Below are 11,892 nucleotides of genomic sequence, written 5' to 3' on the forward strand. Positions count from 1 at the left end.
CGCGTCCGGCGGCCCGGCGCTGCGCGCGGCCCGGCGCGGGGCGGCGCGGATCGCGGCGGAGGTACGGGTACGGACGGCGCCGCTGGGCTCCCGGCTGTCCCGTCTGCTGACCACGCGCACCTCCCGCCGCCCCGTGCGCGTCTCCCGCCCCGTTGACGGCTCCCGCCTCACGCGCGCCCCGCACGTCGCGCTCGACTCCCGCCCCGCGTTCGACGCTCGTCCCTTCGAGTCGCGCCCCTTCGAGTCGCGCCCCGCGCACGACCCACGCCCCGCGCACGACCCGCGCACCCGGTTCGAACCGGGGCTTCCGGACACCCGGCGCGACTCCACGAAGGCGCTGCCCGCCGCGGCCGCCGCGGTCCTCGGGATGTCGCTCGGCGACCTCGACCCGCGCAGGCCGCTGCGCGACGTGGGGCTCGACTCGCTGATGGCCGCGCGGCTCGGGCAGCAACTGCGCCGGGAACACGGCATCGAGGTCACCGCCGGGCGGCTGCTGGGCGCCGAGAGCCTGGAAGCCCTGACCCGCAGTCTGACGGGCGGCGCGCCGGGATGACAGTGCCGAACGATGACCAGAAGTCATTGTTAGACTGTGGTATAAGAAAGTTGGGGGCTGGCCAGGAGGGCTTCTCATCTCATGGGTCTCGCTCCCCTTGATCCTTCGTGGTCAGCTTGATCCTTCGGTGGTCAGCGCCGATCACACTTATCAAGGGACGGAGACGGATCGATATGGACTCAACGGCGTCAGTGGCGCCGCCCGCGGGTCGCCGGGAGCGCAACAAGCAGCGGGTCAAGGAACGGCTGTATACGGCGGCTTTGGAACTCTTCAGCGAGAAGGGTTACGACCAGACCTCCATCGACGACATCGCGGAGCGTGCCGATGTGGCGCGGGGAACCTTCTTCAACTACTTTCCCCGCAAGGAAGATCTCATCGGCGCCTGGAGCGAACGGCGGCGGGCGAAACTCATGACGCATCTCGCGGAGACCCGGTCCTATGGGGCCGGTGCCGTCGCGCAGCTGAAACAGTGCGTGTCCGTTCTGGGGCGGATCAACGAGGAAGAGCGTGACCTCACGGTGGCCATGCTCACCGCATGGGTGAAGGCGGGCCGTCCGATCCAGGAGGACCCGTATATGGCGGACATCTTCTCGGAGATCGTGGAAACCGGGTGCCACACCGGTGAACTGGCCGAGAACCTGTCGTCGAACCTCGTGGGGAACGTGCTGCGTGATCTGTATCTCGGGGCGCTCTACCGCTGGTGCTATCAGCGGAGTTCCGCTGACGCCGGATCGCTGAACGATGAACTCCAGGAAGTCCTGGGCCATCTGCTCGGAGGCATCACGGATTCCTCCCGGCGCTGATCGCGCGACGACCACACGGCCCGGGACATCGGCGGCGCACCGCCGATGTCCCGGGCCGAAAGCATCTTCAGGCGTTCAGGGGTCAGGCGTTCAGGCCCCGCGCCGCTGCGGGGGCAGACGCCGGAGGGAGGCGTCGGCGAAGTGCGGGGGCGTGTAGTCGGCGTCCGACGGATTGAGGTCGGTCCCCGGCGCCACCAGCGCGTCCAGCCGGTCCAGCACCGCGTCGTCCAGCGTCACCTCCGCACCGGCCAGCAGATCCGTCAACTGCTCGACCGTCCGCGGCCCGATGATGACCGACGAGACGGCCGGGTGCGTCAGCACGAACGCCACCGCCAGGTGGGACACCGGATGCCCGCACTCGGCGGCGAGCTCGACCAGCTCCTCGACGATGGCCAGCTTGCGCGCGTTGCCCGGCAGCGACTGGTCGAACTTGTACGGGATCATGTCGCTGCGGAACGAGCCCAGTTCGCCGATGCCGTCACCGCGCCCCTTGCGGAAGCGGCCGGTCAGCCAGCCGCTTGCCAGCGGGCTCCAGGTCATCACCCCCATGCCGTACCGCTGCGCGGTGGGCAGCACCGACCGCTCGACACCCCGCATGAACAGGGAGTACGGGGGCTGTTCGGTGTGGAACGGCACATGGCCGCGGCGCTCCGCCGTCCACCGGGCCTCCACGATCTGCTCGGCGGAGAAATCGGACGACCCGATGGCCATCACCTTCCCCTCCCGCACCAGATCGGACAGCACCGACAGCGTTTCATCGATGTCCGTCGACGGATCCGGCCGGTGTATCTGGTACAGGTCGATGTAGTCCGTGCCGAGGCGGCGCAGACTGTTCTCGACCTCCCGCCTGATCCAGCGCCGGGAATTCCCGCCGTGGTTCGGGTCGTCGCCCATCGGAAAGTGCACCTTGGTGGCCAGCACCACATCGTCCCGGCGCCCCTTGAGCGCCTTGCCGACGATTTCTTCCGTCTCGCCTCCGGCGTACATGTCCGCGGTGTCGATGAAGTTGACGCCGGCGTCGAGCGCGGTGTGGACAAGACGCACACAGTCGGAATGATCGGCGTTACCCCACGACCCCAGCATCATGGTGCCGAGACAGAACCTGCTGACGGATATCCCGGTCGATCCCAGCGATGTCCTGCGCATGGATTTCCTTGCACCTCATTTGCGCTTGGAGAGAATGCGGTTCAACTCGCGGCGGGTCTCATGTCACCGCCGCCGCAGGCGAGTCTGACACGGCTGATCCGCATCCACCGGAAGGCGTGAGTCCGGCGTGAGTGGGCCATGAGCGGAAGCGGACACAGTGGTGGGTACACGGGGTGAGCCCCGTGTCAGGTAAATGCCCCACCCCCCACCGCGAATTGGATGTGATGATGCGTCGCGCCGGGACGCTGCTGCTGCCACTGGTGGCGGTCTTTCTCGTTCCCTTCACCCTGACCGGCGCTTCGGTGGCGCTCACCGACATCAGTGAGCAGCTCGACGCGAGCCTGGCCGCCACCCAGTGGGTGGTCAACGCGTACAGCGCCACCTTCGCCGGATTCATGCTGATCACCGGTGCCCTCGCGGACCGGCTCGGCCGCCGCCGGGTCTTCGTGTCCGGTGTGGCCCTCTTCGCGGTGTGCGCGCTGATCAGCGCCGTCGCCCAGGACATCGTGGTGCTGGACGTGGCGCGGCTGATCTCCGGGATCGGCGCGGCCGCGACCACCACGGGCGCCAGCGCCGTGCTCGCCGAGGCCTTCACGGGCCAGGCCCGGTCCAAGGTGTTCGGCCTGTTCGGCACCACGATCGGCATCGGCCTGGCCTTCGGGCCGACGCTGGCCGGGCTGCTGGTGGACAGCTGGGGCTGGCGGGCCGCGTTCGCCCTGCCCGGCGTCATCGGCCTGGGCTGCGTCGCCTCCTACCGCTCCCTCCCGGCCTCCCGGCCCGCCGCCGCGCGCGGCCAGCTGGACCGGGCGGGCGGCACGCTGTTCACCCTGGCCCTGCTGCTGCTCATCTTCGCTCTGGTCGAGGGCCCCGAACTGGGGTGGGGCAGCGCTGCGGTGGCGGGCTCGCTCATCGCCTCGGTGGCGCTGTCCGGGGCGTTCGTGGCCGTCGAACGACGGGTCGCCGAACCGCTGCTCGACTTCCGGCTCTTCGGCACCGGCCGCTTCCTCGGCCTCTGCCTCGCCGTGGTCGCCGTGGTCGGGCTGTTCGGCCCGCTGCTCACCTATCTGCCCGCCTACTTCCACGCCGTCGCGGGCATGAGCACCGGCGAGGCCGGGCTGTCCATGGTGGCGCTCACCGGCCCGGTCCTGTTCATCCCGCTGATCTGCGGGGCGCTGGTCCGCTGGATTCCCGGCTCGGTGCAGGTGGTCGCCTCGCTGGTGCTGGTGGCCGCCGGGTCGGCCTGGCTGGCGACGGGATCCTCGCTGCTCCCGGCCCTGGTGGTGACGGGCATCGGCGTGGCCGTCGCGCAGGGGCTGCTCGACGGACTGGCGGTCGACGCGGTCCCCTCCGAACACGCCGGGGCCGCGGCGGGCACCTTCAACACCGCGAAGCTGACCGCGGAGACGCTGGGCATCGCCGTGGTCGGGGCCGTCCTGGCCGCCCGTACCGGAGGACGGCTGTCCGGCCCCCGGTTCCCCGAGGCGCTCCACCTCACGCTGTGGATCTTCGCCGGGCTGTGCCTGGTGTCCGCCGCCGCCACGGCGCTGCTGCTGCGGCCGAGGGCGGCGAAGCCCGTCGCCGCGGCGCCGGAGGGCGAGCGCGACGCCGAGGCCGTCGCCACCTGAACACCTCTTGTATTTCCTCTTGTTCGTTTTCCCTGTTGCTTTTGAGGAGTGACCTGCCATGCGCGCTGTGACCATCCCCCGCTTCGGCGGAGCCGAGGTGCTGGAGTACACCGAGGCCGAGGAGCCGGTGCCCGGCCCCGGCCAGGTCGCCATCGACGTGACCCACGCCGGGGTGAACTACGCCGAGATCCTGTTCCGGCAGGGCGCCGTGGACGTTCCGCTGCCGTACGTACCCGGCATCGAGGCCGCGGGGCGGATCCGCGCCCTCGGCGACGGCGTGAGCGGGCTGCGGGTGGGCCAGCCGGTCACGGCCCTGACCATGACCATGGGCGGCGGCTACGGCGCGGTCGCGGTGACCGACGCCCACCTGGTCGCCCCGCTGCCGGACGACGCCGACCGGGCGCTGATGGCCGCCGTTCCCTCCAACAGCACCACGGCGTGGCTGGTCCTGGGCGAGGTGGCCCGGCTGCGCAAGGGCGAGCGGGTGCTGGTGCACGCCGCGGCCGGGGGCGCGGGCAGCCAGCTCGGCCAGGTGGCCCGGCTGCTGGGCGCGGGCCAAGTCGTGGGCACCGTGGGCTCGCCGGACAAGATCGAGGCCGCGACGGCCTTCGGCTACGACAAGGTCGTCCTGCGCGACGACCTCCCCGGGGCCGTGGCCGGTCTCACCGACGGGCGGGGCTTCGACGTGGCCGTCGACCCGGTCGGCGGCGCGGCCCGTCGGGCGAGCCTCGACGCGCTGGCGCAGGGCGGGCGCCTGGTCGCCATGGGCAACGCCTCGGGTGCGGACGACGTCCCGTTCAGCGCGAACGAGCTGTGGTTCAGCGGCAAGGGCGTCCTCGGCTTCAACCTCGGCGCGCTGAGCGGCGAGCGTCCCGAGGCCGTGTCCGCCGTGCTGCGGCAGGCCGTCGGCGCCGTCCTCGACGGCGAACTGCGCGTGGACGTCGGCCAGGTGCTGCCGCTGCGGGACGCCACCGAGGCCCACCGCCGTCTCGAGAGCGGCCGCACCACCGGCAAGCTGGTGCTGGCGATGGAGCAGGAGTGATCTGCCCGCGGTGACTCCCGCGCCCACCGGCGCGGGCGAACCGACGGCCCCGGTCCCTTCCCCCGAGGGCCGGGGCCGTCGGCCGTTCCGCGCATCGAGCCCTGCCGGTTCAGGGGCCCCGTTCAGGGACGCAGGACGACCGGCAGTTCCTTGAAGCCGTTGATGCCCAGGGACGGGACCCGTGCGACGGGCCGGTCCGCGAGGGCGAGCCGGGGGTACGCCTCGAACAGCCGCCGCAGCGCGATCTCCGCCTCCAGCCGCGCCAGCGGCGCGCCCGGGCAGCGGTGGGCACCGGCCCCGAAGGCGAGGTGACCGGCGGCGCGGCCGGACGCATAGCGCCCGGGGTCGAACCGGTCCGGCTCGGGAAACGCGTGGGGGCAGCGCTGGATGGCCGCGAGCGGGACGAACACCGCTTCCCCCGCGCGGATGGACGTTGCCTCGACCTCGACGTCCTCCGTGGCGTAGCGGAACATCACATGGCGGGCGGGGGATTCCCAGCGCAGGGCCTCCTCCACGACATCGGGCCACGGATCGTCGCCCGCCTCCTGCCGGGCGCGCGCGGCGGCCAGCGTCTCGGGGTGCGTCAGCAGGCCCCTGACGGCGTGGCAGATCAGGTTGACCGTGGTCTCGTGCCCGCCGATGACGGTCACCACCAGATTGCCGATGACCTCGGCCTCGCTGAGCTCCCCCGCGTCCAGCGCGGCCACCAGGTCCATGGTGAGGTCGTCCCGGTCGCCCCGGGCGCGCTTCCGCTCGATCAGCGACATCAGGGTGGCGGGGAAGCGCCGCCCCACGGTGCCCGTGATCTCCTCGACGCTCGCCTCGGAGTTCATCGCCGCCATCGACAGCTCGTGCAGTTCGTCGCGCAGCGTCCCCTCGCCGGGCACGCCGAGCAGCAGGCAGATGACGTCCAGCGGCAGCGGCAGGGCGAAGTGGCGCAGCAGATCCGTCTCCTGCCCGGCCGGGGCGGTGGCCAGACCGGCCAGCAGACGACAGGTGACGTCCTCGACCCGGGGGCGCAGGGCCTCCACCCGGCGCGGTGAGATGGCGCGCTGAACGGGCCGCCGCAGACGGCGGTGGGTGTCGCCGTCTGCGGTGAGCAGCCCCTTGCCCTCCACGATGAACAGCAGCGGCCAGTCCGCGGGGATCCGGCCGTGCCGGTACGCCTCCCAGTGCTGGATGTCCTTGGCGAACCGCGGGTCGCTCAGCACCCGCAGCCCCGCCTCCCGCGTGGTCACCGCCTTGGCCACCACGCCACCGGGGAGCGCCACCGTGGCAACCGGCCCTGCCGCTCTGAGGGCTGCTCCCTCGCCTCCGTGGAGGTCGGCCGGGGCGGGCTCGATACGAACGTGTGCTGTCGCGTCCATTGCTGATGCTGTCCGTTTCTCGCATAAGCCAGGCATTCCGGGCCGGTACGCACGATGAGGCTGCCCAACTCGCGTGCGCGACAACCGTGTTCGCCCGAGCCCCAGGCCGGACGGGCCTTGTCGGTCCGGGAGACGGAGGTGCCCGCGGAGGGGTCGCCCCCGTCTCCCGCCGGGAGCCGCGCCACCATGATCCGGGGGAGTGCGCGTACCGTGGGCTGCGTGACCACTGCTGATGCCGCCCCCCGGCCCCAGTCGCTGATGCTCACCTTCCTGGGGGACTGGGTGCTGGGCCGGGACGTGTGCGTGTACTCGGGGAGCGTCATCGACCTCTTCGGCCGCGCCGGTGTCGGCGAACACGCGACCCGCTCGACGCTCACCCGCATGGTCGGGCGCGGCCTGCTGCGGCGGCAGCGGGAGGGGCGGCGCATGTACTTCGGGCTCACCGAGCGCTCGGAGGCGGTGCTGCGGGACGGCGAGGGCCGCATCTGGCAGACCGGCGCCGTCAACCGGAACTGGGACGGCACCTGGACCCTGCTGGGCTTCTCCCTGCCCGAGTCCTGGCAGCGCCAGCGCCACGACCTCCGCTCGCAGCTCACCTGGAGCGGCTTCGGGCCGCTGTTCAGCGGGCTGTGGATCGCGCAGGGCGAGGTGGAGATGGGCCCGATCCTCACCGAGCTGGGCCTGGCCGCGCACGTGAAGGTGTTCCGCGCCCACGCCGACGCGGGCATGGACATCGGCGCGATGATCGAGGAGACCTGGGAGCTGCCCGCGCTGGCCGGGCGGTACGAGGAGTTCGTACGCCGCTGGCAGCCCCAGGAGCACGCGTCCACCGGGGCCGAGGAAGCGCTGGTGGCGCGGTTGCGGCTGTCCACCGAGTGGCTGCGGATCATCCGGCAGGACCCACGGCTCCCGGTCAAGCACCTGCCTGACGACTGGCCCGCCGAGCAGGCCGAGAAGACGTTCCGCGCGGTCCACGAGCGCCTCTCGCCGGGCGCGCGGGTGGCGGCGGAACGCCTGCTCGACCTGGTGCCGGTGCGCTAGGGCGCCCACCAGCCCACCACCCTCCACGCCCCGCCGGGCGCTGCCCGCTGCTGTGAAGCCGCGAGGCTGTCCGTCGCGGACAAATGTTGTGCAGAACATTGACCGCGGTCGAGAATCTGCCTACCTTCGCGGGAATACCGGCACCGCCTCGATGCCACCCCCGACGGCACCAGGGAGCTCCCCGTGCAGCCAGCCCCCGTCCCCGTTCCCCCGCCGCCCCCGGATTCCCGGCAGCTGCGCCGCGTCGCGCTGTCCGGGCTGCTCGGCACCGCGGTCGAGTTCTACGACTTCCTCGTGTACGGCACGGTCGCCGCGCTCGTCTTCGGCGAGCTGTTCTTCCCCGAGGCCGACCCCGCGGTCGGCACCATCGCCGCGTTCGGCACCTTCGCCGCCGGATACCTGGCGCGGCCGCTCGGCGGCATCGTCTTCGGACACTTCGGCGACCGACTCGGCCGCAAGTCGATGCTGCTGCTCACGATGGTCCTGATGGGCACCTGTAGCTTCCTCATCGGACTGCTCCCGACCTACGACGCGATCGGCGTCTGGGCGCCGGTGCTGCTCGTCGCCCTGCGCGTCGTGCAGGGCCTCGCGATCGGCGGTGAGTGGGGCGGCGCCATGCTCATGGTCGTCGAGCACGCCGAACGCACCGGAGGCGCCCGGCGCCGCCGCGGCCTGTGGTCGAGCTTCACCCAGCTCGGCGCCCCGCTCGGGTCGATGCTCTCCGCGGGCGTGGTCACGATCGTCTCGACCCTGCCGGACGACGAGTTCCGCACCTGGGGCTGGCGGGTGCCGTTCCTGCTGAGCGTGGCGCTGCTCGCCGTCGGGCTGTTCGTACGGCTGCGCGTGGCCGAGAGCCCGCTCTTCACGGAGACCCAGGCACAGGACACGCGGGCGCAGGACAGGCCCCCGCTCGCCGAGGTGCTGCGCCGCCCCCGGCCGCTGCTGCTCGCCGGGTGCGTCGGCATCGGCGCGTTCACGGCACAGGCGCTGCTGACCAGCTTCATGATCTCCTACGCCGTCCGCCACGGGTACACCCGGCCGCAGGTGCTCACCGCCGTGACGGTCGCGTCCGCCGTGGCCCTCTTCGCGCTGCCCGCCGCCTCCGCGCTGTCCGACCGGGTGGGCCGCCGCCCGGTCGTGCTCGCCGGGGCCGTCGCGTCCGCCGCACTGGCCTTCCCCGTCCTGGCGCTGGTCGACTCCGGTTCGCCCGGGCTGCTGATCCTGGCCCTGGCGCTGGGCCACGGCGTGGCGCAGTCCACCATGTACGGACCGCTCGGGGCCCTGCTCAGCGAGATGTTCGGCACCCGGGTCCGCTACACCGGAGCCTCCCTCGGCTATCAGCTCGCGACCCTGGTCGGGGCCGGGTTCTCGCCGATGATCGCGAGCAGTCTGCTGGCCGCCTACGGCGGCAGCAGCACCCCGCTCTCGCTGCTGCTGTGCGGCGGCGCGGCCATCACCGCGCTCACCGTGTGGCGGCTGCGCGAGACCCACGCCGACACCCTCGACGCCCGCACCACCGCCACCACTTCCGCCGATGTTCCCGCCGCCGAAGGAGTCCGCCAGTGAAGCCCCGCGCCCTCGCCCTCGCCGCGACCGCCGTGCTCGCCGCCACCGCCCTGCCCGCGCAGGCCGCGAGCGCCGAGGGCGAACACCTGGAAGGCCACCTGGCGTCCGGGGCCGCGTACATGATGGACATGCCCGCGCGGTGGAACGGCACCGTGCTGCTGTTCAGCCACGGCTACAACCCGCAGGGCAGCCCCAACCCCGCCCAGAACGCGCCGAGTTCGGCGGCCCGCTCCCGGCTTCTGGACCAGGGCTACGCACTCGTCGGCTCCTCGTACGCCACGACCGGCTGGGCCGTGGCGGACGCGGTGCCCGACCAGCTGGCCACGCTGGACCTGTTCACGCAGCGGTTCGGCGCGGCCCGCCAGACCCTCGCCTGGGGCAAGTCGTACGGCGGGTTCGTCACCAGCACCATCGCCGAACGGCACCCCGACCGCATCGACGGATCGCTGTCGATGTGCGGCCTCGTCCAGGGCGGCATCGCCAACTGGAACAGCACCCTCGACCCCGTCTTCGCGCTGAAGACCCTCCTCGCGCCGGACTCCGGCCTCCGCCTCACCGGCTTCGCCGACCAGGCGGAGGCCAAGAGCGCCGCGAGCGCCCTCACCGGGAAGCTGACCGCGGCCCAGCAGACGCCGCAGGGCCGGGCCCGCATCGCGCTCGCCGCCGCCCTGCACAACATCCCCGGCCACAACGACCCGTCACAGCCGAAGCCCGGCCCGGCCGACTGGGCCGGACAGCAGAAGAACCAGTACGCGGCGGTCGCCGGACTGCTCCAGACCGCCGCGTTCTCCTGGCGGCAGGAGGCCGAGTCCCGCGCGGGCGGCAACCCGTCGTGGAACACAGGCGTCGACTATGCGGCGATGCTGCGCCACTCCTCGGTGTACAAGGAGGTGACCGAGCTGTACAAGGAGGCGGGGCTGACGCTGCGCGACGACCTCGCGGCCCTCAATCGCGCTCCCCGCACCAGCGCCGACCCGCGGGCCGTTGCCTGGATGCGGCACACCAGCGCCTTCACCGGCAGGCTGACCGACCCGCAGCTGAACATCCACACCACCGGCGACGGGCTGATCCCCGTGCAGGCGGAGAGCGCCTACCGCCGGGCCGCCACCGCCGGCGGATCCGCGGGGCTGCTGCGCCAGGCGTACGTCGACGGGCCGGGCCACTGCACCTTCACCACCGGCGAGTCGCTCGCCGCCGTACACGCGCTGGAACGGCGTCTGGCCACCGGCCGCTGGGACACCGCGCCGGACGCGCTCAACTCCGCGGCGAAGACGGAGGACCCGGCCGCCGAGGCCCGGTACACCGACTACCGGCCCACCGCCTACCCGCGCCCCTACGACCTGGCGCACCGGGACGACGGCCCGGGGCGGCGGGGCCAGGCCGCCCGCTAGAGCCGCCGGAGTCCGGTCAGCACCCGCTCCATCAGCGCGACGCTGGGGGCCTCGCCCTCCTCGGTCCCGGTCTCGTGGACGACGATCAGCCCGCGGTCCGCCATGTCGCCGAGCAGCACCCTGGCGACCCCCAGCGGCACCGAGAGCCGTGCCGACACCTCCGCCACCGACGTCGGCTCCTGGCACAGCGCGATCACGGGAACGTGGTCCGCGTGCGTGAAGCCGGCGGACTGGTGCCCCAGATCGGTGGTCGTCACCAAGGTCTCCAGCTCGAAGTGATGCTGGGACCTGGTGCGGCCACCCGTCCACGTATAGGCGCGCACGAAGGAGGGCGAGCTGCCCTGTTGCTGCTGCTCGTGTCCGCCCTCCCACGCGGTGTGCTGCTCGTCCTGCTGCGGTGGGTACGCGTACGGCTCCGGGGGAGCGGTGGGCGGCGCCTCCTCCGGCTGGTGGCGGGCCGCGGACTCCGGCCCGGAGCCGGAGCCCGACTTCCTCCGCGGCCGCCGTGCCTTGCCGAAACTGAACGCGTTGAGCACGTCGGCGAAGGTCTGTTCGTCCTCCGCTCCCTGGTCTCTCCGCCCGGAAGGGCCTTCACCGGTGCTCATGATCTCCTCATCCGGGCTAGTGGCTTGCCGTCTGCTTGAATCCCTGGAGCTCCGCGCGCAGTTCGGGGGTCAGCATCTCGCCGACCTGGTCCACGAGCACGGCCATCTCATAGGCCACCTGACCGATCTCGCAGTCCGGCGCGGCCAGAGTCACCAGGCACGATCCGTCCTTGATCGACATCAGCAGCATATGTCCGTACTCCATCTGGATCACGGTGCTCTTCACCTCACCGGTGTCCAGACACCGCGCGGCGCCCTGGATCAAACTGATGGCACCTGCGGCGACGGTGGCGAGGTGTTCGGCGTAGTCGTCCGCCAGCCGGTTGGAGGCGGTGAGCAGAATCCCGTCGGCTGATACCACCACGGCGTGGGCCACATTGGGAACACGTTCGGTGAAGTTGGTGACCAGCCATCCGAACTGGCTCACCTCCCGCGGGTGGGGTGAGGTCATGGCTTGATTCCTGCCCGTTCGTCGATGAGATCTTATCGCTCGTCGGGACGGGCCCGACGGATGCCTGACTGGTAGTTGCTGAGGAAGCTGTGCGTGCTGCCCGCGTCCTGGCTCGGCTTCGCCTTGCCGGGGCCGGTCCGCGGCTCGGCACGTCCGCCGGGCCGGGGTGCTCGCGGCGTCCGCTTCGGCAGCCCGGACTGGGTGCGGTCGGCCTCCTCCGGGGTGTCCGAGGGCTCGGCGGGACCGCCCGGGCGGCGGTCGGCCACCTGCTCCGCCGCGCTCTCCCCGGCGCGGGCCGCACC

At 72.2% G+C, this 11,892-nt stretch carries 12 protein-coding genes; 7 read left to right on the forward strand and 5 right to left on the reverse strand.

Going from position 1 to position 11,892, the window contains the following annotated elements; genetic code table 11:
- Nucleotides 1-553, forward strand: a 553-nt coding sequence (locus tag EEJ42_RS15240) for an acyl carrier protein (RefSeq protein WP_148081956.1), incomplete at its 5' end; no start/stop codon positions are given.
- A 191-nt stretch (nt 554-744) separates the two neighbouring features.
- Entirely contained in the window at nt 745-1,356 is a 612-nt protein-coding gene (locus tag EEJ42_RS15245; RefSeq protein ID WP_184503098.1) for a TetR/AcrR family transcriptional regulator, read from the forward strand.
- Nucleotides 1,357-1,446: 90 nt separating this feature from the next.
- On the opposite strand, the gene EEJ42_RS15250 is transcribed toward EEJ42_RS15245, so the two are convergent.
- Nucleotides 1,447-2,502 (reverse strand): aldo/keto reductase, encoded by a 1,056-nt coding sequence (locus EEJ42_RS15250; RefSeq protein ID WP_123100489.1) that lies wholly within the window; start codon nt 2,500-2,502, stop codon nt 1,447-1,449.
- A 224-nt stretch (nt 2,503-2,726) separates the two neighbouring features.
- On the opposite strand from EEJ42_RS15250, the gene EEJ42_RS15255 reads away from it, so the two are divergent.
- Complete coding sequence (locus EEJ42_RS15255) at nt 2,727-4,127, forward strand: MFS transporter (protein ID WP_123100490.1); 1,401 nt, start codon at nt 2,727-2,729, stop codon at nt 4,125-4,127.
- A 58-nt stretch (nt 4,128-4,185) separates the two neighbouring features.
- Nucleotides 4,186-5,169, forward strand: a complete 984-nt coding sequence (locus EEJ42_RS15260; RefSeq protein ID WP_123100491.1) for a quinone oxidoreductase family protein — start codon at nt 4,186-4,188, stop codon at nt 5,167-5,169.
- A gap of 122 nt (nt 5,170-5,291) precedes the next feature.
- Here EEJ42_RS15260 and EEJ42_RS15265 read toward each other — a convergent pair whose 3' ends face one another.
- Nucleotides 5,292-6,440: a cytochrome P450 gene (locus EEJ42_RS15265; RefSeq protein WP_246096741.1), complete on the reverse strand. Its 1,149-nt coding sequence runs from the start codon at nt 6,438-6,440 to the stop codon at nt 5,292-5,294.
- A gap of 315 nt (nt 6,441-6,755) precedes the next feature.
- On the opposite strand from EEJ42_RS15265, the gene EEJ42_RS15270 reads away from it, so the two are divergent.
- The 3 genes from EEJ42_RS15270 to EEJ42_RS15280 all read left to right on the forward strand — a co-directional run bounded on the left by EEJ42_RS15270 (nt 6,756) and on the right by EEJ42_RS15280 (nt 10,534).
- On the forward strand, nt 6,756-7,577 hold the full coding sequence (locus EEJ42_RS15270; RefSeq protein ID WP_425472898.1) for a PaaX family transcriptional regulator: 822 nt from the start codon (nt 6,756-6,758) through the stop codon (nt 7,575-7,577).
- A gap of 183 nt (nt 7,578-7,760) precedes the next feature.
- A complete protein-coding gene (locus EEJ42_RS15275; RefSeq protein ID WP_123100494.1) occupies nt 7,761-9,143 on the forward strand; it encodes an MFS transporter in 1,383 nt (460 codons plus the stop codon).
- The gene (locus EEJ42_RS15280) at nt 9,140-10,534 is read left to right on the forward strand and encodes an alpha/beta hydrolase family protein (protein ID WP_123100495.1); all 1,395 of its coding nucleotides are present in this window, start codon (nt 9,140-9,142) and stop codon (nt 10,532-10,534) included. The genes EEJ42_RS15275 and EEJ42_RS15280 overlap by 4 nt, the downstream gene beginning before the upstream one ends.
- On the opposite strand, the gene EEJ42_RS15285 is transcribed toward EEJ42_RS15280, so the two are convergent.
- The 3 genes from EEJ42_RS15285 to EEJ42_RS50865 all read right to left on the reverse strand — a co-directional run.
- Entirely contained in the window at nt 10,531-11,139 is a 609-nt protein-coding gene (locus EEJ42_RS15285; protein ID WP_123100496.1) for a DUF742 domain-containing protein, read from the reverse strand. The two genes, EEJ42_RS15280 and EEJ42_RS15285, sit on opposite strands and share 4 nt — an antisense overlap.
- A 16-nt stretch (nt 11,140-11,155) precedes the next feature.
- A complete protein-coding gene (locus EEJ42_RS15290; RefSeq protein WP_123100497.1) occupies nt 11,156-11,590 on the reverse strand; it encodes a roadblock/LC7 domain-containing protein in 435 nt (144 codons plus the stop codon).
- Nucleotides 11,591-11,622: 32 nt separating this feature from the next.
- Nucleotides 11,623-11,892 (reverse strand): hypothetical protein (locus tag EEJ42_RS50865; protein WP_425472899.1); only part of this gene is annotated, 270 nt, incomplete at its 5' end.

The organism is Streptomyces botrytidirepellens, from assembly GCF_003721215.1.
In the GTDB taxonomy this organism is placed as follows: domain Bacteria; phylum Actinomycetota; class Actinomycetes; order Streptomycetales; family Streptomycetaceae; genus Streptomyces; species Streptomyces himastatinicus.

What these genes read in the sequence shown, in the direction of transcription:
- EEJ42_RS15260 (WP_123100491.1), top strand. Translation starts at nt 4,186, where the DNA reads ATGCGCGCTGTGACCATCCCCCGCTTCGGCGGAGCCGAGGTGCTGGAG.
- EEJ42_RS15250 (WP_123100489.1), bottom strand. Translation starts at nt 2,502, where the DNA reads ATGCGCAGGACATCGCTGGGATCGACCGGGATATCCGTCAGCAGGTTC.
- EEJ42_RS15255 (WP_123100490.1), top strand. Translation starts at nt 2,727, where the DNA reads ATGATGCGTCGCGCCGGGACGCTGCTGCTGCCACTGGTGGCGGTCTTT.
- EEJ42_RS15290 (WP_123100497.1), bottom strand. Translation starts at nt 11,590, where the DNA reads ATGACCTCACCCCACCCGCGGGAGGTGAGCCAGTTCGGATGGCTGGTC.
- EEJ42_RS15285 (WP_123100496.1), bottom strand. Translation starts at nt 11,139, where the DNA reads ATGAGCACCGGTGAAGGCCCTTCCGGGCGGAGAGACCAGGGAGCGGAG.